20 protein-coding genes, 1 rRNA gene and 1 pseudogene are annotated in these 22,875 nt (G+C 65.7%); 17 read left to right on the top strand and 5 right to left on the bottom strand.

Annotated elements, in window-relative coordinates; translation table 11 throughout:
• Nucleotides 1-105 precede the first annotated feature (105 nt).
• From rrf to HH110_RS15810, 3 genes and pseudogenes are all read left to right on the top strand, one after another.
• Nucleotides 106-220 (top strand): 5S ribosomal RNA (gene rrf, locus HH110_RS15820).
• Nucleotides 221-541: 321 nt separating this feature from the next.
• Nucleotides 542-754, top strand: a pseudogene (locus HH110_RS19530) (transposase); the annotation flags it as partial.
• A 206-nt stretch (nt 755-960) separates the two neighbouring features.
• Nucleotides 961-2,184: a hypothetical protein gene (locus HH110_RS15810; protein WP_176990557.1), complete on the top strand. Its 1,224-nt coding sequence runs from the start codon at nt 961-963 to the stop codon at nt 2,182-2,184.
• A gap of 153 nt (nt 2,185-2,337) precedes the next feature.
• Here the strand turns inward: HH110_RS15810 and HH110_RS15805 are convergent, their stop codons facing one another.
• Nucleotides 2,338-4,074 carry a M28 family metallopeptidase gene (locus tag HH110_RS15805; protein ID WP_176990556.1) on the bottom strand — a complete coding sequence of 579 codons (1,737 nt, stop codon included), beginning with the start codon at nt 4,072-4,074 and terminating at the stop codon, nt 2,338-2,340.
• A gap of 54 nt (nt 4,075-4,128) precedes the next feature.
• The gene (locus HH110_RS15800; RefSeq protein ID WP_176990555.1) at nt 4,129-4,791 is read right to left on the bottom strand and encodes a hypothetical protein; all 663 of its coding nucleotides are present in this window, start codon (nt 4,789-4,791) and stop codon (nt 4,129-4,131) included.
• Between the two features lie 190 nt (nt 4,792-4,981).
• Between HH110_RS15800 and HH110_RS15795 the strand changes: the two genes are divergently transcribed.
• Together HH110_RS15795 and HH110_RS15790 are read left to right on the top strand one after the other, a co-directional pair.
• A complete protein-coding gene (locus tag HH110_RS15795) occupies nt 4,982-6,214 on the top strand; it encodes a murein hydrolase activator EnvC (RefSeq protein WP_275136384.1) in 1,233 nt (410 codons plus the stop codon).
• A 126-nt stretch (nt 6,215-6,340) separates the two neighbouring features.
• On the top strand, nt 6,341-7,882 hold the full coding sequence (locus HH110_RS15790; protein ID WP_176990553.1) for a S41 family peptidase: 1,542 nt from the start codon (nt 6,341-6,343) through the stop codon (nt 7,880-7,882).
• A 115-nt stretch (nt 7,883-7,997) separates the two neighbouring features.
• On the opposite strand, the gene HH110_RS15785 is transcribed toward HH110_RS15790, so the two are convergent.
• Nucleotides 7,998-8,690, bottom strand: a complete 693-nt coding sequence (locus tag HH110_RS15785) for a rhomboid family intramembrane serine protease (protein ID WP_176990552.1) — start codon at nt 8,688-8,690, stop codon at nt 7,998-8,000.
• A gap of 226 nt (nt 8,691-8,916) precedes the next feature.
• On the opposite strand from HH110_RS15785, the gene HH110_RS15780 reads away from it, so the two are divergent.
• The 3 genes from HH110_RS15780 (at nt 8,917) to HH110_RS15770 (ending at nt 11,712) form a co-directional block, all read left to right on the top strand.
• Nucleotides 8,917-10,260 carry an outer membrane protein transport protein gene (locus tag HH110_RS15780; protein ID WP_176990551.1) on the top strand — a complete coding sequence of 448 codons (1,344 nt, stop codon included), beginning with the start codon at nt 8,917-8,919 and terminating at the stop codon, nt 10,258-10,260.
• Nucleotides 10,261-10,389: 129 nt separating this feature from the next.
• Nucleotides 10,390-10,860: a hypothetical protein gene (locus tag HH110_RS15775; RefSeq protein ID WP_176990550.1), complete on the top strand. Its 471-nt coding sequence runs from the start codon at nt 10,390-10,392 to the stop codon at nt 10,858-10,860.
• Nucleotides 10,861-11,067: 207 nt separating this feature from the next.
• Complete coding sequence (locus HH110_RS15770; protein ID WP_176990549.1) at nt 11,068-11,712, top strand: hypothetical protein; 645 nt, start codon at nt 11,068-11,070, stop codon at nt 11,710-11,712.
• 57 nt (nt 11,713-11,769) lie between these two features.
• Here the strand turns inward: HH110_RS15770 and putA are convergent, their stop codons facing one another.
• Nucleotides 11,770-14,994: a bifunctional proline dehydrogenase/L-glutamate gamma-semialdehyde dehydrogenase PutA gene (putA, locus tag HH110_RS15765; protein WP_176990548.1), complete on the bottom strand. Its 3,225-nt coding sequence runs from the start codon at nt 14,992-14,994 to the stop codon at nt 11,770-11,772.
• Nucleotides 14,995-15,270: 276 nt separating this feature from the next.
• On the opposite strand from putA, the gene HH110_RS15760 reads away from it, so the two are divergent.
• The 6 genes from HH110_RS15760 to HH110_RS15740 all read left to right on the top strand — a co-directional run bounded on the left by HH110_RS15760 (nt 15,271) and on the right by HH110_RS15740 (nt 19,995).
• Nucleotides 15,271-15,747, top strand: a complete 477-nt coding sequence (locus tag HH110_RS15760; RefSeq protein ID WP_176990547.1) for a DUF2244 domain-containing protein — start codon at nt 15,271-15,273, stop codon at nt 15,745-15,747.
• Nucleotides 15,748-15,833: 86 nt separating this feature from the next.
• Nucleotides 15,834-16,694 carry a cytochrome c oxidase subunit II gene (coxB, locus tag HH110_RS15755; protein ID WP_241696605.1) on the top strand — a complete coding sequence of 287 codons (861 nt, stop codon included), beginning with the start codon at nt 15,834-15,836 and terminating at the stop codon, nt 16,692-16,694.
• 64 nt (nt 16,695-16,758) lie between these two features.
• Entirely contained in the window at nt 16,759-18,369 is a 1,611-nt protein-coding gene (ctaD, locus tag HH110_RS15750) for a cytochrome c oxidase subunit I (RefSeq protein ID WP_019185997.1), read from the top strand.
• A gap of 8 nt (nt 18,370-18,377) precedes the next feature.
• Nucleotides 18,378-18,512 (top strand): hypothetical protein, encoded by a 135-nt coding sequence (locus tag HH110_RS19525; RefSeq protein ID WP_257018790.1) that lies wholly within the window; start codon nt 18,378-18,380, stop codon nt 18,510-18,512.
• Entirely contained in the window at nt 18,509-19,099 is a 591-nt protein-coding gene (locus HH110_RS15745) for a cytochrome c oxidase assembly protein (RefSeq protein WP_176990545.1), read from the top strand. Before HH110_RS19525 ends, HH110_RS15745 begins: the two co-directional genes overlap by 4 nt.
• 20 nt (nt 19,100-19,119) lie before the next feature.
• Nucleotides 19,120-19,995 carry a cytochrome c oxidase subunit 3 gene (locus tag HH110_RS15740; protein WP_176990544.1) on the top strand — a complete coding sequence of 292 codons (876 nt, stop codon included), beginning with the start codon at nt 19,120-19,122 and terminating at the stop codon, nt 19,993-19,995.
• Between the two features lie 40 nt (nt 19,996-20,035).
• On the opposite strand, the gene HH110_RS15735 is transcribed toward HH110_RS15740, so the two are convergent.
• Nucleotides 20,036-20,254, bottom strand: a complete 219-nt coding sequence (locus HH110_RS15735) for a twin transmembrane helix small protein (protein WP_019185993.1) — start codon at nt 20,252-20,254, stop codon at nt 20,036-20,038.
• A gap of 57 nt (nt 20,255-20,311) precedes the next feature.
• On the opposite strand from HH110_RS15735, the gene HH110_RS15730 reads away from it, so the two are divergent.
• From HH110_RS15730 to HH110_RS15720, 3 genes are read left to right on the top strand one after another with little or no spacing between them, the layout of a single operon-like run.
• Nucleotides 20,312-21,046, top strand: a complete 735-nt coding sequence (locus tag HH110_RS15730) for an SURF1 family protein (RefSeq protein ID WP_176990543.1) — start codon at nt 20,312-20,314, stop codon at nt 21,044-21,046.
• A gap of 27 nt (nt 21,047-21,073) precedes the next feature.
• A complete protein-coding gene (locus HH110_RS15725; RefSeq protein ID WP_176990542.1) occupies nt 21,074-21,649 on the top strand; it encodes a hypothetical protein in 576 nt (191 codons plus the stop codon).
• A gap of 11 nt (nt 21,650-21,660) precedes the next feature.
• Nucleotides 21,661-22,872 carry a heme A synthase gene (locus HH110_RS15720; RefSeq protein WP_176990541.1) on the top strand — a complete coding sequence of 404 codons (1,212 nt, stop codon included), beginning with the start codon at nt 21,661-21,663 and terminating at the stop codon, nt 22,870-22,872.
• The last annotated feature ends 3 nt before the right edge of the window (nt 22,873-22,875 follow it).

Genomic DNA, 22,875 nt, shown 5'->3' with positions numbered 1-22,875 from the left:
ATGCAGCGGGGTGTTCTTTTTTTGCAGGCACCTGGTTTTTACAGGTATCTGTTTCTCGGAAGAGACCTCTGCTGAGCTGGCGCACCGCGCTGCTCCAAACGTCTCCCTGGTGAAATTAGCGCTGTGGCACCACCCGATCCCATCCCGAACTCGGAAGTGAAACGCAGCTGCGCCGATGGTAGTGTGGCCTAAGCCATGCGAGAGTAGGTCATCGCCAGGGTTTACACCCAAAACCCCGCTGCTCACGCAGCGGGGTTTTTTTTGTTCTTCGCTTGGGTCTTCCGCGAGCGTGAGGGCCCCGTAGCGACCGGCAGGCCCCTCGGCAAATGTCCCCCGCCCGCCGCTTCGCGGCGACGGCCTCCTCCTTGATTTTGCCCACGAGCCTACCGGCCGCTACGGAGCTCGCATGAGGTATGCGCACTGCAAACCGGAGCTTGCGTTGCGGCGCCCGTGGCCTCCAAACGTGGGTCGCGATGCCTGAATCGCCCCGGCTTTCCTGGCCACCTTGCAGCCATGATTCACAGCAGCACTAGGGGTGTCTATGAGCACCAAGCGATACATGCAGGAGTTCAAGATCGAGGCGGTCAAGCAGGTCACTGACCGCGGACATTCAGTCGCTGATGTTGCAAGTCGGCCCGGTATATCGATCCAAAGCCTCTATGCCTGGCGAAAGCAATACGCCAATTCATCATCCACGCATCCGGCGGAAATCGATCAGGCGTACGAACTGCGACGACGGAAAGCAGCAATCAAAATGAGGCTTAGGGGTGTTTACAGAAGCCGGGGCGATTTACGTCGTTACTGAGACCGCAACGCATTTCCGTGAACAGTCCCTCGGCCATATAGAACCTGGCTTGTTGTGAGCTCTGTCACTCCAGCTGCTTGTTCTGACTGTTAGCCTGCTTTTTCTCTGGCCGTTGGAATGGCTTGGGATCAACCCACAGGGACACGGAGATCCCTATGAAATGGAAGCTTCTAGGTTGTTCTATCGCTCTTTGCCTGACCGCCAACGTCGGGGCGCAGGTGCCTGACCCGGACTCGAATCTGGGCGAGGAAATGCAGACGCTGGTGAAGAGTTACATCACTCGGAATCCCGAAGTGTCCGTCGACGACGCCATCACACGGCTTGCCGTTCAGACCGAGATCATGCAATCGATGGAGGACTTGCGGCAGGAGTTCTCAGACAGGTTGACGGAGATCTCCCTTCAGCATACCCCCGACCAACACATTCTTGTCGAACTGAAAGGTGCAAGCTCCGTCGCAGACCGTGTCGTCCGTACTGAAAGTGGCACGACCCGGGTGGTTTTTGAGACGGGACACAAGTACACCAAGCAAGAGTTCTACGCCATCCTCGATAAACACATGGATCTTCTCTACAGCGCCATACCTGGCGCTACCGGGTTCCTAAGTCGGCCAGGCGAGGATCGGCTGGTGATCTACATCGAAGGAAATGAGGAAAAAGCGGAAGAGCTTCAGACCACCGTCAAGAAGCTTGAGCGGGTTCTGGGCTTTGCAATCACTCTCAGACCAAACATGTCCAAGTCACGCAATGTCGAGTACATCCAAGGCGGCGCGGTGCTTCAAAACAACAATTCGTTTTGCACGACTGGTTTTCCCGTCAAGCACACGGCCACAGGAAGAAAGGGGATCACGACAGCGGCGCATTGTCCCAACGATCTCATTTACGGCAACTACGGCACTGGGGAGGGTAAGTTCTCGACGCCCTTGACGTATGTGGACGGCATTGACGACGCAAGTCACGACGTTCAGTGGCATACGGCAGGGGTTCACACCCCCCTTCGGTCCGTCTATGCCGTTTCAACCTCGGACTACAACACGCGCTCAATCATGTACATGTGGGCGGGTGCAGAGCTTGGGCACGAGCTTTGCTTCCGGGGGGTTAGATCCGGCTGGAGTTGCGGCAAGGTGATCAGCGTTGACTGGAACCCCGGCTTGGCGTGCGGGCCCGGTCAAACGTTGCCCTGCGCCAGCACTTGGATACGTATCGAGGGCGAGGCGCTCGCCTGCGCTCCGGGGGACAGCCGTGCGGCCGTGGTCAGAGGCAATAACGGCCATGGGATTGTCTCGAAAGCCAACTCTAACGGCGTCCTTCCAGGCGAATGCGACGGGGTCACCATCATGCCGTGGGGGAAGATCAAAGAGCTGGGACTTACCTCTGGCTGAGCCTTCCCAGCTAATTTTCGCAAACTCGTCCATCGCGATCACGCGTACGTCCGATTCGCCTTCTCCCCTCAGATGGGAGAAGGCCCAAAAAAAACGGCGCCCCGGAAGGCGCCGTTTTCATCAAACAAAGATCACGTCACAGCAACCAGCCGCTCAGCGCGCAGACTCCGCGGCCGGCGCCTCAGCGCCCTTGCCCTTCATCATGGCATCGCGTGCCGCCTTGAACGGATTGCCCTCGTACCAGTTCGGCCAACGGTCGCCGCCAGCCAGCTCCTTGCCAACCCCGTACAGCAGCTGCAGGTCCTCGACCGTGCCATCCAGCTTCCAGGTCGCCGGATCGAACTCGTCCTTCGGGCCGTGGTAACGGTGGCTGCCATAGTCCTCGGCGGCCTTGCGGCCAGCTTCGACACCGCCGTCGCGCAGATCCTCACCCCCGTCCGCATAGAGCGCCGGCACACCCGCCTTGGCGAAGTTGAAGTGATCCGAACGGAAGTAGAAGCCGCTCTGCACCGCGGTCTCGCCGTGCAGGGTACGGCCCTGGTTCGCGGCCAGCGGCTTGAGGATGTCCTCCAGCTCGGAGCTGCCGAAACCGGTCACGGTCACATCCTTGGCACGGCCCGCCACCGACATCGCATCGATGTTGATCACGCCGGCGATCTTGTCGAGCGGGAAGGTCGGATGACTGACGTAGTACTTCGAGCCCAGCAGGCCGGACTCTTCCAGCGTCACCGCCAGGAACACCACCGAACGCTCCGGTGCCGGCTGCTGGTGGACCATCGCGTCGGCGACTTCCAGGATGCCGGCCACGCCGGTCGCGTTGTCGACGGCACCGTTGTAGATGTTGTCGCCCTGCTCACCCTCGTGCTTGCCCAGGTGATCCCAGTGCGCCATGTACAGCACCGCTTCGTCCGCCCGCTTGCTGCCCGGCAGCACGCCGACCACGTTGCGCGACTTCTTCTCGGCGATGGTGCTCTTCAGGTCGAACGACACCTTGGCCTTCAACGGCACCGGCTTGAAGCCCCGCTTGCTGGCGTCCTTGTAGGCCTTGTCCAGATCCAGGCCGGCCTCAGCGAACAGCTGGCGGGCGGCATCGGCGCTGAGCCAGCCCTGCGCCGGCAGGCGTGCTTCCGGATCATCCTTGGCGGGCAGATCGTATTGCGGACCGGCCCACGAGTTTTTGACCACGTCCCAGCCGTACGACGCGCCGGCGGTGTCGTGCACGATCAGCGCGGCGGCCGCGCCCTTGCGTGCGGCTTCCTCGAACTTGTACGTCCAGCGCCCGTAGTACGTCATGCGCTTGCCGTCGAACAGCTTCCCGTCGTTGACGTGGAAACCGGGGTCGTTGACGAACATTACGACCGTCTTGCCCTTCCAGTCCTGGTCGGCATAGTCGTTCCACTTCTGCTCGGGCGCGTCCACGCCGTAGCCGACGAACACCAGGTCACTGTTCTCGACCTTCACCTCCGGCTGGCCACTGCGCGTGCCGATCACCATGTCGGTGCCGAACTTCAGCTCGCGGGCCTTGCCGGCCTGGTCGAGCTTCAGCACGGTCGACTCATCGGCCGTGGTCTCGGTCATCGCGACATCCTGGAACCAGCTGTCGCCATTGCCCGGCTGCAGGCCGATGCGCTGCATCTGGTCGCGGATGTAGTTGACGGTCAGCTCTTCACCCTTGCTGCCCGGCGAACGGCCTTCGAACTCGTCCGAGGCCAGGGTCTTGACCAGCTCGGCGAAGTCGTCGGCGTTGATCTCCGGCGAAAACGCGTGGCTGGGCGCGGTCGGCGCCGCGTCGGTGGCGGGCGCGGGCGCGGCGGCAGGTGCCGCGGATTCGCCCTTGCACGCGGTCAACGCAGCGGCAGCGGCAAGGCACAACAGAAGTTTGCGGGGCATCATCGGTTCCTGGAACGGGAAAGGCGGGTGCGCAGCGCACCAGTGAGCACAATATCAATCCTGCGGCGCGGTGTCGGTATCGAACGGCACGGCCACGGCACCACTGACCGGTCCCACCCGCGCGGTGCGGTGGACGTAGAGGGTGACCTCGCGTTGGAACTCCAACGGTCCGCTGACCGTCGCGTTCGGCCCGATGATCACGCGCGGCTTGCGGCCGGGGGTCAGCGACAGGTTGAAGTTCGGTTTCTTGACCTCGATCCCGCCTTCGACCTGCGAGCCCACGCCGACGGTGATGTCGCCGTTGACCGTCTCGATGCCGCGTGCCACGCGCGTCTCGACCAGCCCGATGCTGCCGTTGACGGTCTCCAGACCCCCGTCGATCTGGCTGCCGCGGTCCAGGAAGATGCCGCCGTTGACCGTGTCCACGCCGCCGCTGGCAATCACTTCGCGCCCGACCCGCACGCTGCCGTTGACCGTGGAGATACCGCCGGTCCGCGCGCGATCGGCGACGCGGATGCCGCCGTTGACGGTTTCGATGCGACCGGTGACGGCGCCTTCGGCGACCTTGATGCCGCCGTTGACCGTCTCCAGATTGCCGTAGCTCTGGCCGGCCTCGGCGGAGATGCTGCCGTTGACCTTGCTGATGTTGTCGCCTGCGAAGGCCGGCGCAAAGGGCAGCGTCAGGGCCAGCAGCAGCGGAAGCAGGGAGCGTTTCATGGGAACCTCGATGGTGGAGCGCGGCTGGCAGGCCGCCTGCAGGAATGTCACCATGCATCGTTGCAATCCGCATCTGCCTGAAGTCACTGGAAAGCCCTTGCGCCACAACGCCTTCTCCTCACGCCGGGATAACAATCCGACCGACGGACGCGGTCGCTCGCAGTGGCTGACCCCGACGTTGCGTGCGCTGCTGCTGGCGGTGGCCGTGCTGGGCGCCAGCCCGCTCGCCGCCCAGTCCTCCAAGGAAGCCGAGCGCAAGCTGCAGAAGCTGCGCAGCGAGCTCAAGGGCGTGGCCCAAGAACGGCGGAACCTGGAAGGTCAGCGCGGACAGGCCTCGCGCCAGCTGCGCGAAGCCGATGAGAAGGTCGCCCGCACCGGCCGCGTCCTGGCCCAGACCGAAACCGCGCTGCAACGCGAAACCCGCGCCATGAACGAGCTGCAGGCCAAGCGCGATGCACTGCAGGCCGGGCTGGAACAGCAGCGGGCGGAGCTGGCGTCGCTGCTGCGCGCGGCGTACCGCATCGGCAACAACGCACCGCTGAAGCTGCTGCTGTCGCAGGATCGCGTCGCCGATGCCAACCGCAGCCTGGCCTATCACCGGTACCTGCAGCGCGAGCGTGCGCAGCGCATCCAGTCGCTGACGGCCGACCTCACCGAACTGCAGCGCGTGGAGACGGAGATCGTCGACCGCCGCAAGGCGTTGGAAGGGACCCGGCAGCAGCAGAAGCAGCAGGTCGCCACGCTGGCCGATGATCGCCGCGAACGGGCGGCGACGGTGGCCACGCTGGACGAGCGCTACAAGGATCGCAGCGAACGCGAAAAGGCGCTGGGCCAGGACGCCAAGGCGCTGGAAACCCTGCTGGCCAACCTGCGTGCCGCCGCTGCCCGGGCGGAGGCCGAACGCCGTGCTGCCGCGCGACGTGCCGCCGCGGAAAAAGCCGCTGCCGACAAGGCCGATCGTGCCGCGGCTGCCAGTGGCACGCGCCCGCCGCCGCGCGCGACCAAGACGCCGCCTGCGGTCGCCTCCGCGCCGCCGCCGAAGGTGGGTGGGCTGGGCTGGCCGCTCTCCGGCAACCTGCTCGCGCGCTATGGCGGCAAGCTGCCCGATGGCCGCACCAGCAGTGGCGTACTGATCGGTGCGCCGGCCGGCAGCACGATCACCGCCGTCGCCGATGGCACCGTGGTGTTCTCCGACTGGATGACCGGCTACGGCATGATCCTGATCGTCGATCATGGCAACGGCTACATGAGCCTGTACGCCCACAACGACACCCTGCTGCGCGATGCCGGCGCCACGGTGAAGAAGGGCGAGGCGGTGGCCAAGGTCGGCAATTCCGGCGGGCAGGGCGTGACCGCGCTCTACTTCGAACTGCGCCGCAATGGGCAGCCGGTCGATCCGGGCAGCTGGCTGCAGCGGCGATAAACCGCGCCCAACCTGGGCGCGCCGCCATGCAGGGGATTCAACGGGAATTTATCGTCGCTTCGCGCATAATCGGGCGACGCACCGTGGTGCGTGGATAACCGTCCCCCGCTCATCCTGGAGTGCTTCATGCGCGTAGCCCGTTCCGCCACCTTGCTGCTGGCCCTGTTGCCCGCGGTGTCCTGGGCGCAGCAGACCGCTGAAGCGCCGGCACGCGGGGCCGATGCGGCCACCACGGAAGAAGCGGTGACCTCACGGGTTCCGTTGGAAGAAATCCGCCGCTACGCTGCCGTGTACAGCGCGGTGCGCGCGGCCTACGTCGATCCGGTCGACGACAAGAAGCTGATGCAGTCCGCGATCCGCGGCCTGCTGCTGGACCTGGATCCGCACAGCACCTACTTCGACAAGGAAGATGCCGAGGCCTTCGATGAGCAGGCCAACGGCGCCTACGATGGCATCGGCGTGGAGCTGCAGCAGCAGCCCGACAACAGCAGCCTGAAAGTCATTTCGCCGATCGACGATACCCCGGCGACGCGCGCGGGCATCCTGGCGGGCGATCTGATCATCGCCATCGACGGCAAGCCGATCAGCGCGATCGAAGCGACCGAACCGCTGCGTGGCGTCGCCGGCACCAAGGTCGTGCTGACCCTGGTGCGCGAGGGCAAGCCCAAGCCGTTCGATGTCACGGTGACCCGCGAGACCATCCGCGTCACCAGCGTGCGCAGCAAGATGCTTGAACCCGGGTATGGCTACATCCGCCTGAGCACCTTCCAGGCCGACACCGGTGCCGATTTCCAGAAGCATGTCGCCCAGCTGCAGCAGCAGGCCGGTGGCAAGCTGAAGGGACTGGTGCTGGATCTGCGCAGCAATCCGGGTGGCCTGCTCACCGCTGCCGTGCAGGTGGCCGACGATCTGCTCGAGAAGGGCAACATCGTCAGCACCCGTGGCCGCATCTCGATCAGCGATGCACGCTTCGATGCGACCCCGGGCGATCTGCTCAAGGGCGCACCGGTCGTCGTCCTGGCCGACGCCGGCTCGGCCAGCGCCTCCGAAGTGCTGGCCGGTGCCCTGCGCGACAACGGCCGTGCCCGCGTGGTCGGCAGCCGCACCTTCGGCAAGGGCTCGGTGCAGACCGTGCTGCCGCTGGACAACGGTGACTCGGTGAAACTCACCACCGCGCGGTATTTCACGCCGAGCGGCAAGTCCATCCAGGCCACCGGCATCATCCCGGACGTGCTGCTGCAGCCGGAGAAGCGCGCCGGGGATGACGAGCTGCCGGCCAGCTTGACCGACTACAGCGAAGCCACCCTTCCGGGCCACCTGCGTGGCGATGAAGAAGGCACCGAGGGTTACAAGGCCGGTGACGTGCTGCCCGGCGATGGTCCGATCAACGATGCGCTGGCCGAGTTGAAGCAGCCGGGTTCGGTGCTGGCCAGGCAGAAGGCCGAGGCGGCGAAGAAGCCGGCGGCCAAGCCGGCAGCGGCAGGGGCAGCGGCGGCAAAGCCTGCCGATGCAACGGTCAAGCCGGTAGAAACGAAGCCGGCAGAGACCAAGCCGGCAGAGACCAAGCCGGCAGAGACCAAGCCGGCCGAACAGCCTGCGGCTGCACCGGCTACGCCCGCACCGGCCAAGCCGGAAGCCCCGGCCTCGACGGCACCGATCAAGCCCTGATCGGTAGTGCCGGCCGCTGGCCGGCTCCGCTCGAATCCAACCCTGCGTGGAGCCGGCCAGCGGCCGGCACTACCCGTTGGCCGACCTGTCGGCGGACCCGCTCCCGGTCATGCCCTCAGAACCCGTGCCGCTTGCGCAGCCGCCGCGCGATCGCCGCGCGCACATACACGCCGTAGCCCAAGCCGAACACGAAGCCGGCGATGTGCGCCCACCAGGCCACCATGCCGAAGGTCGGGCCGATATACGCGAACACTACCTGCAGCGCCGCCCAGACCCCGATCAGCAGATAGGCCGGGGCGCGGACGAATTCCAGGAACAGCCCCAGCGGGATCACCACGCCCAGCCGCGCGCCCGGGAACAGGGCCAGGTAGGCGCCGATCAAGGCCGACACCGCGCCGCTGGCCCCGATGATGATCTGGTCCGGGCTGCCCATGGTGTAGATCGCGGTGAGGTTGGAAATCGCCCCGCCGACCAGGAACAGCAGCATCAGCCGCCATGGCCCCAGCACGCGCTCGGCCGGCAGCCCGAAGATCAGCAGGAACACCAGGTTGCCCAGCAGGTGGGACCAGTCCGCGTGCAGGAACAGCGCGGTGAACAACCGCAGCACGCTGCCATCCTGCAGGGTCGCCCACCAGTCCAGCGGGTGGGTCAGGCCGGTGGACAGCGCGCCCCAGTCCATCCACAGGCTGCGGCGGGCATCGTCCGGCCGGGAGATCGACCACAGGAAGGCCGCCCACAGCGCGGCGAACAGCAGGGGGGTGGCCCAGCGGTAGGCGGCTTTCTTGCGGGAGGGGGTCGACACGAACATGTGGGCACTAGCCTAGCGCGGAGGCCGAGCTGACGGGGATATGTCGTGTTCAGCATGAATAGCCACAAGGGCGACACACGTTATTGTTTCATTAACCGCTCTCGGTATACTCGCATACGGCGTCGTATGTCGGGAGGGGAATCCGGCGCGTTGTCCTGACCCATCAAGGGGAGGGGCGGCGCAGGCGCGCGTTGCCAACATCACCGCTTTCCGGAGAGAACCAACAATGCATACCGCTTCCACTCTTGCCCGCGTCACCGCCCTGGCCGTCGGCATTGCCGGTGTCCTGGCCGTGGGCCACGTCAACGCTGCCGCCTTCCAGCTGAAGGAAAACAGCGCCAAGGGCCTCGGCCGCGCCTTCGCCGGTTCCGGCAGCGCCGCCGGCGACGCCTCGATCATGGCCGTCAACCCGGCCGGCATGCGCCAGCTCGAAGGCATGCAGGTCCAGGGCGACCTGAGCGCCATCAGCTTCTCGGCCAAGTTCAAGGGCACCGGCCGCAAGCCGACCGGCCAGCCGCAGACCGGCGGTGACGGCGGCGACGCCGGCATGATCGCCCCGGTCCCGGCCGCGTACTTCCACATGCCGATCGGCGAGCAGGCGCACTTCGGCGTCTCGCTGACCGCCCCGTTCGGCTTCAAGACCGACTATGACAATGGCTGGGTCGGCCGTTACAGCGGTCTGAAGACCGACATGAAGGCCATCGACTTGGGCTTCGCCGCGTCCTACGACGTCAACCCGTACGTGTCCTTCGGCGCGTCCGTGTTCGTCGAGCACCTGACCATCGAGCTGAGCAACCAGATCGACTTCGGCACCGCGCTGGCCCAGGCCCGCGTTCCGGGCTTCGCCCCGGGCAGCGCCGATGGCAAGCTGACCGTTGAAGGCGACAACAATGCCGTGGGCTGGACCGTCGGCGGCTTGTTCAGCCCCGATGAGAACACCCACATCGGCATCAGCTACCGCTCCAAGGTGGAGCACAAGATCACCGGCGGCGACGCCACCTTCGACGTGCCGCCGAACGCTGCCGCCGTGCTGGCCCGCGCCCAGCCGGGCAACTTCGTGAGCACCTCGGGCAAGGCCACGCTGACCCTGCCGGCCTCGGCCACCCTGAGCGTCACCCACAACGTCAACGACCGCTGGACCGTGATGGGTGATGTCACCCGTACCGCCTGGTCGACCGCGTTCGACCAGGTCACCATCGACTACGCCTCCAGCCAGCCCGATTCGGTGCTGGAGTTCGGCTACCGCGATACGACCTTCGTCTCGCTGGGTGCCGACTTCAAGCTGAGCGATACCGTGACCCTGCGTGGCGGTGTCGCGCTGGACCAGACCCCGACCACCAACGCACACCGCGACGTGCGCGTGCCGGACACCAGCCGCAAGTGGCTGTCGATGGGCGTGGGCTGGACCCCGTCGGCGAACACCGAATACAACTTCGGTTACACCCACCTGTTCACCAAGGATCCGGACGTGATCATCGGTGGCACCACCAACAACCAGGGCAACTCGCTGAACGGCAAGTACAAGGTCCGTGGCGACGTCCTGGCCGCTTCGTTCAACTACAAGTTCTGATCGAAGCAGCTGCACCGGTTGTTTGAATGGCGAAAGGCCCCGCGCAAGCGAGGCCTTTTGCTTGTTGGGCGCCATCAACGAAGTTGTCATCCCCTGCCAGGCTGACCAAATGCAATGACCGAGCAACCAATGGATCGTCGCTACAGGAAGAAGATGGACGCGTACTGGTCGCGCGAGGAGCGCAAGGCAGCGCTCAGGGTAGAGGACTGGGCGAGATCAGAGTGGTTCAACTACTCCCATACGCACCCGGATTGGTGGGGAAAAGGCAATAGATCCATTGAGGACCGCGTATCGGCGGCGAAGATTGCCATCCGATTGCTTGGCAGGTTGGACGAAGCGCTCCGCGAGCGCGAACTGAAGACGCAGTGTTGGGTCATGCTGTGCGCAGACACCGCCTATGATGCGGTGTTCGTGCACTCGCCGAATCCATACGAATCCGTTTTCCCTTATGTCTTCCCTGATGCACGTTGGGACCAGGATGTTCCGGAATGGCTGGAGCGGATTGTCTCAGCGGAACAATACGTCATCGGTGTCGGCGTGCGGGAAGACAAACCCTGTTACTTCATCCGCCCGCGGGGCGAAGCGTCCCATCAGGGGTAGGCGGCCTGAAGAAGTGCGTGCTCGATTGCTTCAACTGCGCAGCGCCGTCGACCAACAGCGCGGATCGTTGCGCACGGCCGGACACCGCTATGGATCTGATCCGCCGCCGCACGGACTTTTGGTATACCGCCCACGCAGGTGCAACGCGTACAATCCCGCACCGATCCGCGCATGGCGCGGGTCCTGACTGCTGACAAGGATCTGTATATGTCGTCTCTGCTTCTGCGCTCCGCGCTCGCTCTTGGCCTGGCCGGTCTCTCGCTGCCGGCGCTGGCTGCACCGGAGTTCGCCACCTGTTTTACGTTGACCCCGGGCCTGTCGTGGTCCACCAGTGATGAAACGCTGACCATCGAGAAGGCCACGTTCGCCGGCCAGCAGGCGATCAAGGTAAACAGTGCCGGCGGTGGTGTCGGTAGCGCCAGCTACTACGATGCGAGCGGCCGCCAGCTCCTCGGCCAGGAGCGCCTTGGTATGTCCGCCTGGGGTGGCGACGGTTCCAAGCCGGTGATGACCGACGTGTTCAAGCCCGCGCCGACGTTCCCGGCGAACGCCAAGCCGGGCGATCGTTTCGAAGTCAACGGCAAGGGCGAGCGCACGAACCATGCCGAAGACACCGTCGAGCCGATCGACTATGACGGCTTCTCCGACTACACCTTCGTCGGCTTCGAGGACGTGGAGGCGGAGGTCGGCTACCAGCCGCGTACCTTCAAGGACACCTGCCACGTCACCGCCACCTTCGAAGACAGCCGCATCGAGGCGTGGTACGCCGCCGGGTTCGGGCGCATCCGGTTCGAGCGCTACATGGGCAACGAGCTGCTGATGCGCGACGAGATCGAGTCGATCGAAGAGTAATACCCACAAAAAACCCCGCTTTCGCGGGGTTTTTCGTTCAACACAGGACGCCGGGAATCAGTCGCCCAGGGTCAGCAGCGAGGCATTGCCGCCGGCCGCCGTGGTGTTCACGGTGACGGTCTTTTCCGTGGCGAAGCGCAGCAGGTAGTGCGGACCGCCGGCCTTGGGGCCGGTGCCCGACAGGCCCTGGCCGCCGAACGGCTGCACGCCGACCACCGCACCGATCTGGTTGCGGTTGACGTACACGTTGCCGACGTTGATGCGCGAGGAGATGCGGTCGACGGTTTCATCGATGCGGGAATGCACGCCCAGGGTCAGGCCGTAGCCGGTCGCGTTGATCTGGTCGATCACCGCGTCGAGCTGATCGCCCTTCCAGCGGATCACGTGCAGCACGGGCCCGAAGATTTCCTTGTGCAGCTGGTCCAGGTTCTTCAGCTCGTACGCACGCGGCGCGAAGAAGGTGCCGTGCGCGGCGTCTTCGCCGAGCGTGGCAGCGGCGATCAGACGGGCGTCCTTCTCCATGCGTACCGCGTGATCCTTGAGGATCTGCAGCGCATCGGCATCGATCACCGGGCCGACGTCGGTGGACAGCAGGCCCGGGTCGCCGACCTTCAGTTCGGCCATCGCACCGGACAGCATGGTCATCACCTTGTCGGCGATGTCGTCCTGCACGAACAGCACGCGCGCGGCCGAGCAGCGCTGGCCGGCCGAGGTGAAGGCCGAACCGATCGCATCCTTGACCAGCTGTTCCGGCAGCGCCGAAGAGTCGGCGATGAAGGCGTTCTGGCCGCCGGTTTCGGCGATCAGCACACCGATCGCGGCGTCGCGTGCGGCCATCGCGCGGTTGATCGCACGGGCGGTGTCGGTCGAGCCCGTGAAGGCCACGCCGGCCACGCGCGGGTCGGCGGTCAGGGCCGCACCGACAGTGGCGCCGTCGCCCGGCAGGAACTGCAGCACGCCTTCCGGTACGCCGGCGTCGAGCAGCAGCTTCACCGCGTAATAGCCGATCAGGTTGGTCTGTTCGGCCGGCTTGGCGATCACACTGTTGCCGGCCGCCAGTGCAGCACCGACCTGGCCGAGGAAGATCGCCAGCGGGAAGTTCCACGGGCTGATGCAGACGAACACGCCACGGCCATGCAGCTGCAGCTCGTTGGATTCACCGGTCGGGCTCGGCAGCTTTTCGGCATGGCCGAACTGCTCGCGTGCCTGCTTGGCGTAGTAGCGCAGGAAGTCGACCGCTTCGCGCACTTCGGCGATGCCGTCGGGCAGGCTCTTGCCGGCTTCCTTGACGCACAGCGCCATGAACTCGGGCATGCGCGCTTCCAGCTGGTCGGCCGCGTGTTCCAGGATCGCGGCGCGGCTGGCGGCCGGCGTGCGGTTCCAGGTCGGCTGTGCGGCCACGGCATTGGCCAGCGCCTTCTCCACGGTGGCGCTGTCGGCCGGCTGCCACTGGCCGACGACCTGGCGGGTGTCGGCCGGGTTGGTCACGTTCAACAGCGCGCCGGTCGGGTTGGCACCCGGCACCAGCGGCGCGGCGTGCCAGGGCTTCACGGCGGCGTTGAGCTGCTCGGCCAGAGCGCGCAGATCGTTGTCGTTGGCGAGATTGACGCCCATGGAGTTCTTCCTGTCATGGTTCTGGCTGCGCAGCAGATCGACTGGCAGCGGGATTTTCGGGTGCGGGATGGACGCGAACGAGGAGACCACGTCCACCGGATCGCGGATCAGGTCGTCGATGGCGACGTTGTCGTCGGTGATGCGGTTGACGAAGCTGGAGTTGGCGCCGTTCTCGAGCAGACGACGCACCAGGTACGGCAGCAGGTCTTCATGCGAACCGACCGGCGCGTATACGCGGCACGGCACGTTCAGACGGTCGGCCGGCACCACTTCGGCGTACAGGTCGTCGCCCATGCCGTGCAGCTTCTGGTGCTCGTACTGACCGCCCTTGGCGATCGCCTGCACCGCCGCGATGGTGTGCGCGTTGTGCGTGGCGAACATCGGGTAGATCGCATCGCTGTGCGTGAACAGACGCTTGGCACAGGCCAGGTAGGACACGTCGGTGTTCTGCTTGCGGGTGAACACCGGATAGGCCGGCAGGCCCTCGATCTGTGCGCGCTTGATTTCCGCATCCCAGTACGCGCCCTTGACCAGGCGGACCTGCAGGCGACGACCGATGCGGCGGGCCAGGTCGGCCAGGTAATCGATCGTGTACGGGGTGCGCTTCTGGTACGACTGCACGACCACGCCGAAGCCTTCCCAGCCGGCCAGCGAGGCATCGCTGACCACGGTTTCGATGATGTCCAGCGACAGCTCCAGGCGGTCGGTTTCCTCGGCGTCGACGGTGCAGCCGATGCCATAGGACTTGGCCAGCTGCGCCAGTTCGAGCACGCCCGGGACCAGGTCGGCCATGACGCGTGCGCGCTTGGCGTGCTCGTAGCGCGGGTACAGCGCGGAGAGCTTGATCGAGATGCCCGGGGCCGAATTGACATCGCCGTCCGGACGGCCGCCGCGGGCCTTGTGGTCGCTACCGATCGAATGGATCGCGCGACGGTAGTCTTCCAGGTAACGCTTGGCGTCCTTCATGGTCAGCGCACCTTCGCCGAGCATGTCGAACGAATAGCGGTAGCTGGCGTTGTCGCCCTTGTGCGAGCGCGACAGCGCTTCGTCGATGGTGCGACCCATGACGAACTGGTGGCCCATGATCTTCATCGCCTGGCGCACGGCCAGGCGGATCACCGGCTCACCCACGCGGCCGATCAGGCGCTTGAACGCGCCCGGCACGTCAGCGCGGGTGGAATCGTTGATCTGGACCAGGCGGCCGGTCAGCATCAGGCCCCAGGTGGAGGCGTTGACCAGCACCGAGTCGCTGCCGCCCATGTGCTTCTTCCAGTCGGCATCACCGAGCTTGTCGCGGATCAGCTTGTCGGCGGTCTCCTGGTCCGGAATGCGCAGCAGGGCTTCGGCCACGCACATCAGCAGCACGCCTTCCTCGCTGCCCAGGTCGTACTGGCGCATGAAGGCTTCGATCGCGCCCTGGTCCTGGGCACGCACGCGCACGCGCTTGACCAGGTCGGCGGCAGTGGCCTGCACCTTGGCCTGCTCGGCGGCCGGCAGGCGTGCCTGCTCGAGCAGCTCGCGCACATGGGTGGCCTCGTCCTTCAACCAGGCATCGGTGATCGCCTGGCGGAACGCATTGGGAACGGCCGGCAGCTCGGGGGACAGCAGCGGCGGGCGGGCGGCGCCGGACGATGCCGGGGCAGGGGGAAGGACAGAGGATGCAGTCATGCCGGTCGGCTCGTGGAGAACTTGACCATTTTAATCGTTTTTTGGGCGAGTCAAGTGCTTTCCGTGGCAGTCCGCATCCAGCGCATAGCCTTTCATACAGGGGGATTCGGCGGATTCGACCCGCCTGCCATTTATTGTGCTGTTTTCGTCAAAACGGCCGCCGCAGTCGATGCTGTATTGCACCATTCCTAAAACTGTGAATGGACCCTTGCTACTCGCTGGAGAGCAGGGCTACCATCGAGACGTTTCCCGCGGCAGGAAAAACGCGGTTGCGACATGATCGAGGTGCTCATCGCTCCGGACGGATCAGGGACGCAACTGCGGCTGCGTCCCCCACGGGCGCTCGATGCCCGGCAGTTCGTCCTGTTGTTTGTGGTGTTGGCGGGGGTGATGTGGCTGGCGGCCGGCCTGGGCTGGTTCACCGGCAACGTATTCGCCCCCGTGTTTGCTCTGCTGTACAGCGCGTTGCTGGCAGTGGCGCTGCGCACGGTGTGGCGCAGTGGAGAACGGCAGGAAGAGATCCGGGTAGTGCCGGCGTGCGTGGAAGTGATTCCCGCACCCGGGCATTCGCCGGTGTTCAGCGCGCACCCGCACTGGGTGAGGCTGATCGCCGATGAACGCAGAGTCCGGCTGGCATCCAGCGGTAGGCAGGTGGACGTGGGGAGTTTCCTCGCACCGGCCGAACGCCAGGTACTGGCTCAGAAACTAGAAGGCTTGCTCGCGGCCAATGACGGCCGCAACCGACGACGCTAAGGGTCTAGGCAATGAAGCAATGCAGAAAGTGGGGCAGGACGTTCGGGAAGACAGTGTTGAGCGGGGTCGCGCTGCTGGCGCCGGCCATGGCGTGGGCCCAGGCGGCCGACCCCAAACCGTGGCAGTTGAACATGGGCAAGGGGGTGACCCAGAGCTCGCGGTTGGCGTGGGAGTCCAACCTGTTCTCGCTGTGGGTCTGTACCGTGATCGGGGTGCTGGTGTTCGGCGCGCTGTTCTACGCGATCTTCAAGTTCCGCAAATCCAAGGGCGCGGTCGCCGCCACCTTCAGCCACAACACGAAGGCCGAGGTCATCTGGACCGTGATCCCGGTGATCATCCTGGTGGTGATGGCATGGCCGGCCACGGCCAACCTGATCAAGTTCTACGACACCCGCGATTCGGAAATGACCGTCAAGGTCACCGGCTATCAGTGGATGTGGAAGTACGAATACCTCGGCGAGAACGTCAGCTTCACCAGCCGCCTGGACCGTGAGTCCGACCGCGTGCGCCAGAGTGGCGTCGTGCCGACCCGCGACAGCCATCCGCACTACCTGCTGGATGTCGACAACCGTCTGGTGCTGCCGGTCGATACCAAGGTGCGCTTCGTGATCACCTCCGACGACGTCATCCACGCGTGGTGGGTGCCGGCGCTGGGCTGGAAGCAGGATGCGATCCCCGGCTTCATCAACGAGGCCTGGACCAACATCGAGCAGGTCGGCGTGTACCGCGGCCAGTGCGCCGAGCTGTGCGGCAAGGACCATGGCTTCATGCCGATCGTGGTCGAGGCGGTCTCCAAGGAGGACTACCAGAAGTGGCTGGCCTCGAAGAAGCCTGCCCCGGCACCCGCACCCGAGGCGGCTCCGGCCCCTGCGCCGGCCGCCCCGGCCGAGGCCACCCCGGCACCGGCCAGCGAGCCGGCCGCTGCAGCAACAGACAGCAACGCCTGAAATCGAGCCGCGTCCGCCAGCCGGCGGATGCGGGTACCACCGGATACAGTGAGGTGTAGTTGCGATGGCGCATTCCGCAGTTGACCACGACGGGCATCACGGGCATCAGCAGGGGTTCTTCGAGCGTTGGTTCTTCTCGACCAACCACAAGGACATCGGCACGCTCTACCTGCTTTTCAGCTTCATCATGTTCATCATCGGCGCGGCGATGAGCGTGATCATCCGCGCTGAGCTGGCGCAACCGGGCCTGCAGTTCGTCAAGCCCGAGTTCTTCAACCAGATGACCACCGTGCATGCGCTGGTGATGATCTTCGGTGGGGTGATGCCGGCCTTCGTCGGCCTGGCCAACTGGATGATCCCGCTGCAGATCGGCGCGCCGGACATGGCCCTGCCGCGCATGAACAACTGGTCGTTCTGGCTGCTGCCGGTGGCCTTCAGCCTGCTGCTGCTGACCCTGTTCCTGCCGGGCGGCGCCCCCGCCGGTGGCTGGACGCTGTACCCCCCGCTGTCGCTGCAGGGTGGCTACAACGTGGCCTTCAGCGTGTTCGCCATCCACGTGGCCGGCATCAGCTCGATCATGGGGGCGATCAACATCATCGCCACCGTGCTCAACATGCGCGCCCCCGGGATCGACCTGCTGAAGATGCCGATCTTCTGCTGGGCCTGGCTGATCACCGCGTTCCTGCTGATCGCGGTGATGCCGGTGCTCGCCGGTGCGGTGACGATGCTGCTCACCGACAAGTTCTTCGGGACCAGCTTCTTCAATGCCGCCGGTGGCGGTGACCCGGTGATGTACCAGCACATCTTCTGGTTCTTCGGGCACCCGGAGGTCTACATCATGATCCTGCCGGCGTTCGGCGTGGTCAGCGAGATCATCCCGACCTTCAGCCGCAAGCCGCTGTTCGGTTACCAGGCCATGGTCTACGCGATCGCCGCGATCGCCTTCCTGTCCTTCATCGTCTGGGCCCACCACATGTTCACCGTGGGCATGCCGCTGGGCGGCGAGATCTACTTCATGTTCGCCACGATGCTCATCTCCATCCCGACCGGGGTGAAGGTGTTCAACTGGGTCAGCACCATGTGGCGCGGCTCGCTCACCTTCGAAGCGCCGATGCTGTGGGCCGTGGCGTTCGTGATCCTGTTCACCATCGGAGGCTTCTCCGGCCTGATGCTGGCGATCGTGGTGGCCGACTTCCAGTACCACGACACCTATTTCGTGGTCGCGCACTTCCACTACGTGCTGGTCACCGGTGCGGTGTTCGGGTTGATCGCCGCGGTGTACTACTGGTGGCCGAAGTGGACCGGGCGCATGTACAGCGAAACCTGGGCCAAGGTGCATTTCTGGTGGTCGATCGTGTTCGTGAACCTGCTGTTCTTCCCGCAGCATTTCCTCGGCCTGGCCGGCATGCCGCGACGCATCCCCGATTACAGCGTGGCCTTCGCCGACTGGAACCTGATCAGCTCGATCGGTGCGTTCGGCATGTTCGTCACGCCCTTCATGATGGCCGCGATCCTGTGGCACTCGCTGCGCCACGGCGCGAAGGCCGCCGACCGCTGCTGGGAAGGCGCACGTGGCCTGGAGTGGACGATTCCCTCGCCCGCACCGGCGCACACCTTCACCACGCCGCCGACCATCCGTCCGGGTGATCTGGCCCATGACGACATCACCCATTGAGGCCGCTCATGACCAGCACGACCCGCACGCCGGATGAGCAGGCCCTGCAGCGTCGCCGCGCGCATCGCACCGCGTGGGCGGTCGGCATCGTCGCGGTGATGGTCTATGCCGGCTTCATCCTCAGCGGGGTGATCGGGCGATGAGCGATCCGCGCCCGGCCGCCCCCGCACGTCATGCGGGCCTGCCCCGCCTGATCGGGGTGGCGCTGGCGGTATTCGTGCTGACCTTCTCGCTGGTGCCGCTGTACCGCATCGCCTGCGAAAAGGTGTTCGGCGTGCGCCTGGAACGGGGCCCCGGCGCCGCTGCGTCCACGGCGGCGACCACCGGCAAGCGCACGGTGCGGGTCGAGTTCGATGGCGGGGTGAATTCCAAGCTGCCCTGGGCCTTCCATCCCGAGCAGCTGACGATGGACGTGGTGCCCGGCGAGCTCAACGAAGCGCTGTACTTCGCGCGCAATGACAGTGACCGCGCGCTGGTCGGCAGCGCGGTGCCCTCGGTGGCGCCGGCCAAGGCGTCGGGCTACTTCAGCAAGACCGAGTGCTTCTGCTTCACCGCGCAGACCCTGCAGGCCGGTGAGAAGCGCGACATGCCGGTGCGCTTCATCGTCGATCCCGACCTGCCGGCCAACATCACCACGATCACCCTGTCCTACACCTTCTACAAGAACGACGCCTTGTCCGCGGAGCTGGCCCCGGCCAGCCTGCCGACCGGCGCGCGTGCAGCTCCCTGATCCGGACCGGACCCAAGACCATGGCCCAGCAAAGCCCCGATGCGAACGTGTACTTCGTGCCCACGCACAGCAAATGGCCGTTCATCGGTTCCATCGCGATGATGGTGACCATGGTCGGCGTGGCCAGCTGGCTCAACGATTCGGGCTGGGGCAAGTGGACCTTCTACGCCGGTATCGCGATGCTGGTGCTGACCCTGTTCTGGTGGTTCAGCGACGTGGTGCGCGAATCGCAGGCCGGCAGCTACAACCGCCAGGTGGACGGCTCGTTCCGGATGGGGATGGTGTGGTTCATCTTCTCGGAAGTGATGTTCTTCGGCGCGTTCTTCGGGGCGCTGTTCTACACCCGCAACCTGGGCCTGCCGTGGCTGGGCGGTGCGGGCGACGGGGTGATGACCAACGAGTTGTTGTGGGACGGCTATTCGGCGGCATGGCCGACCAATGGCCCCGGCGCGATCGGTGGGCACTTCCAGACCATCCCGGCCTGGGGCCTGCCGCTGATCAACACGCTGATCCTGCTGACCTCCGGCGTCACCCTGACCATCGCGCATCACGCGCTCAAGGCCGGGCACCGCCGCCAGCTGCTGGTCTGGCTGGGCATCACCGTGCTGCTCGGCGTGGGCTTCCTCACCCTGCAGGCGGAGGAGTACATCCACGCCTACAAGGAACTCAACCTCACCCTGGGCTCGGGCATCTATGGCTCGACCTTCTTCATGCTCACCGGCTTCCACGGCGTGCACGTGCTGCTCGGCACGATCATGCTGGCGGTGATGTGGCTGCGCTCGTCGAAAGGGCATTTCACCCGCGACAACCACTTCGGCTTCGAAGCCGCCGCGTGGTACTGGCACTTTGTCGACGTGGTGTGGCTGATGCTGTTCCTGTTCGTCTACGTGCTGTAGCGTCGGCGCGACGTCCCGCCGCATCGACGCCGGTGCGGCCTCAGCCGCCGATGCCGTGGGGCTTGATCCAACCGCTGTAGATGCCGATGACCACCAGTACGATCAGCGCCACCGACACCGCGATGCGGCGGGTGAGGGCATTGACGGTGCGCTTGGTCTGGCCGCGATCGACCAGCAGGTAATACAGCCCGGCGCCCAGATTCCAGACGATGACGATCAGAAACGCGATTACCAGCAGGGTTTTCAACGAATCATTCATGCGCGGCTCGATGGCGTGGCGGGTGTGCCTATATCACCGCGTTTTGCCGGCGTTGTCATGATGCGCAAGCACACACGCCTGATCGGCTGGATCGCCGCGCTGCTCGTCATCCTCGCGTTCTGCCAGCTGGGCCGCTGGCAACTGCAGCGCATGCATGAGAAAGAGGCGCTGCTGGCCCAGCAGGTGCCCGCGCGCGCGCAGTCGCTCACGCTGCGCCAGGCCCAGACCGCGCCGCCGCGGCTGCGCTGGGTGGAGGATCGCGGTCGCTTCCTGCCCGGCACGATCCTGCTCGACAACCAGACCCGCGAAGGCCGCGCCGGGATCAAGGTCTATCAGCCGTTCCAGAGTGATGACGGCGCACAGGTGCTGGTCGATCTCGGCTGGCTGCCGATGCCGCCTGATCGGGTGGTGCCGTCGATCACCCCGCGTACCGGCCACACGGCCATCAGCGGCCTGCTGGCGCCACCCCCGGCCACCGGCCTGGCCCTGGGGCCGGCGCTGTCGCCGGTACCGCAGGCGGGCGTGTGGCTGGCCAGCCGGATGCCACCCGATGACATGGCCCGAGCGCTGTCGCTGCCGCCGGGCAGCCTGGTGGTGCGCGTGCTGCGGCTGGATCCGGCGCTGCCTGGTGGTTACGCGCGCGATCTGGAGCTGCTGCCCAATACCCTGCCGCCCAGTCGCCATCTCGGCTACGCCGTGCAATGGTTCGGGCTGGCGTTGACCGTGCTGGTGGTCGCGCTGGTCCTGGAATTCCGTCGCCATCGCCGCCGGCGTGGCACTCCCCGGCGCTGACCGGCTCAACATGAGAAAATGCCGCCCATGAATGCCACTTCCCCGGCACGGCTGCCGTCCCGTTCACGCGGCCGCTGGACCCTGATCGCGTTGTTCGGCGTGTTCTTCGGCGCCATGGCGCTGGCGGGCGTGCTGCGCTTCTCCGGCTGGCAGCCGACCTCGCACCGCAATACCGGGGCGCTGCTGCAGCCGCCGGCCGATCTGCGCGCGCTGCCGCCCACCCTGGCCGATGGTCAGCCGTACCCGTGGAACCCGAACGATCGCACCTGGCGGATCCTCGTTGCCCCGTCTGCCAGCTGTACCAGCGAGTGCGTCACTTTGTCGCAGGGATTGGGCAAGGTGTGGCAGCTGTTCGGCCATAACGCCGATAATGTCGAGATCCTGTGGCTGGGCACGCCGCCGGCCGAGGTCCAGGGCATGCCCGCACTGCGCGCGCTGCGCGCCCAACCGGACCTGCGTGCCGCTTTGCCCGCCGTGGATGACGCCGCCGGCACGCCTGTGTATGTGATCGATCCCAATGGATTCGTGATCATGCGGTACGCGCCGGGATTCGATATGGCCGGTCTGCGCAAAGACCTGGCCACGCTGCTGAAACTGAAGTGAGTTCCGTTTAGATGAGCCTCTCCGCACGCCCGGTGCTGCACCGCAATTTCCACCGTCTGGCGTGGTTTGCGCTGATCATGACCGCCAGCACGATCATGTTCGGTTCGTTCGTGCGTCTGTCCGATGCGGGCCTGAGCTGCCCGGACTGGCCGACCTGCTATGGCCGCGTCACCTGGCCGCAGCACGCCGCGGACGTCATCGGCCACGAGGCCGCCAAGATCCGCCCGCTGGAGACGCACAAGGCGTGGCGCGAGCAGGTGCACCGTTTCCTGGCCGGCGCACTCGGCATCGAGATCCTCACCTTGGCGCTGCTGGCCACGCGCCGTCGTCGCTGGGGCAGCACCGCGGTGATCACCGCCTGTGTGCTGGTGGCGACCGGCATACCGCTGTACATGATGGGGATGCACGTTCCGGCGAGCATCCTGGCGATCATCGGCGAGGCGATCCTGCTGATCGCCGCACTGCGATGGACAAACATCGACCTGGCCCGCGCGGCCTTGTTGACGCTGGCGGTAGTGATCTTCCAGGCGCTGCTCGGCATGTGGACGGTCACCTGGCTGCTCAAGCCGATCGTGGTGATGGGCCATCTGCTCGGCGGCATGCTGATGTTCGGCCTGCTGGTGTGGATGGCGTGGCGCGCCACGCACATGCCGATCACCCTGGCCGAAGCGCCGAAGCTGAAATGGCTGATCCGCGCCGGCGTGGCCGTGCTGGTCGCGCAGATCGCCCTCGGCGGCTGGGTCAGCGCCAACTACGCCGCACTCGCCTGCGGTGGCGGCAGCGCCTCGCTGGACAACTTCCCGCGCTGCGTCAGCCAGTGGTGGCCGCCGCATGACTTCAAGGAAGGCTTCACTCTGTGGCGCGGCATCGGCGTGGATTACGAAGGGGGCGTGCTCGATGGCGCGTCGCGCATCGCGATCCAGATGGCGCACCGCTTGATGGCGATCGTGGTGGCCGTCTACCTGCTGTGGCTGTCCGTGCGCCTGTTCCGCCTGCCGAGCATGCGCGGCTGGGCGAGCGCATTGGGCCTGCTGGTGGTGCTGCAGATCAGCCTGGGCATCCTCAATGTGAAGCTGGCGGTGCCGCTGGAAGTGGCCGTCGCGCACAGCGGTGGCGCCGTGGCGCTGTTGTTCGTACTGGTGACGCTGCTGGCGCGCCTGCGTGCGCCGGATGCGGATGGTGGCAAGGCCAGCGCTGCGTCCCCTGCCGTGCAGGCAGGCTGACGG

The sequence above is a fragment of the Stenotrophomonas sp. SAM-B genome, from assembly GCF_013387485.1.
GTDB classification, from domain to species: Bacteria; Pseudomonadota; Gammaproteobacteria; order Xanthomonadales; family Xanthomonadaceae; genus Stenotrophomonas; species Stenotrophomonas maltophilia_AA.
This window is presented reverse-complemented; position numbering and strand designations above follow the sequence as displayed.

Coding starts and splice junctions, on each gene's coding strand:
- HH110_RS15760 (WP_176990547.1), top strand. CDS start 15,271: ATGATCGAGGTGCTCATCGCTCCGGACGGATCAGGGACGCAACTGCGG.
- HH110_RS15805 (WP_176990556.1), bottom strand. CDS start 4,074: ATGCCCCGCAAACTTCTGTTGTGCCTTGCCGCTGCCGCTGCGTTGACC.
- HH110_RS15745 (WP_176990545.1), top strand. CDS start 18,509: ATGAGCGATCCGCGCCCGGCCGCCCCCGCACGTCATGCGGGCCTGCCC.
- putA (WP_176990548.1), bottom strand. CDS start 14,994: ATGACTGCATCCTCTGTCCTTCCCCCTGCCCCGGCATCGTCCGGCGCC.
- HH110_RS15785 (WP_176990552.1), bottom strand. CDS start 8,690: ATGTTCGTGTCGACCCCCTCCCGCAAGAAAGCCGCCTACCGCTGGGCC.
- HH110_RS15790 (WP_176990553.1), top strand. CDS start 6,341: ATGCGCGTAGCCCGTTCCGCCACCTTGCTGCTGGCCCTGTTGCCCGCG.
- HH110_RS15730 (WP_176990543.1), top strand. CDS start 20,312: ATGATGCGCAAGCACACACGCCTGATCGGCTGGATCGCCGCGCTGCTC.
- HH110_RS15775 (WP_176990550.1), top strand. CDS start 10,390: ATGGATCGTCGCTACAGGAAGAAGATGGACGCGTACTGGTCGCGCGAG.
- HH110_RS15800 (WP_176990555.1), bottom strand. CDS start 4,791: ATGAAACGCTCCCTGCTTCCGCTGCTGCTGGCCCTGACGCTGCCCTTT.
- HH110_RS15810 (WP_176990557.1), top strand. CDS start 961: ATGAAATGGAAGCTTCTAGGTTGTTCTATCGCTCTTTGCCTGACCGCC.
- HH110_RS15770 (WP_176990549.1), top strand. CDS start 11,068: ATGTCGTCTCTGCTTCTGCGCTCCGCGCTCGCTCTTGGCCTGGCCGGT.
- HH110_RS15725 (WP_176990542.1), top strand. CDS start 21,074: ATGAATGCCACTTCCCCGGCACGGCTGCCGTCCCGTTCACGCGGCCGC.
- coxB (WP_241696605.1), top strand. CDS start 15,834: ATGGCGTGGGCCCAGGCGGCCGACCCCAAACCGTGGCAGTTGAACATG.
- ctaD (WP_019185997.1), top strand. CDS start 16,759: ATGGCGCATTCCGCAGTTGACCACGACGGGCATCACGGGCATCAGCAG.
- HH110_RS15780 (WP_176990551.1), top strand. CDS start 8,917: ATGCATACCGCTTCCACTCTTGCCCGCGTCACCGCCCTGGCCGTCGGC.
- HH110_RS15720 (WP_176990541.1), top strand. CDS start 21,661: ATGAGCCTCTCCGCACGCCCGGTGCTGCACCGCAATTTCCACCGTCTG.
- HH110_RS15735 (WP_019185993.1), bottom strand. CDS start 20,254: ATGAATGATTCGTTGAAAACCCTGCTGGTAATCGCGTTTCTGATCGTC.
- HH110_RS19525 (WP_257018790.1), top strand. CDS start 18,378: ATGACCAGCACGACCCGCACGCCGGATGAGCAGGCCCTGCAGCGTCGC.
- HH110_RS15740 (WP_176990544.1), top strand. CDS start 19,120: ATGGCCCAGCAAAGCCCCGATGCGAACGTGTACTTCGTGCCCACGCAC.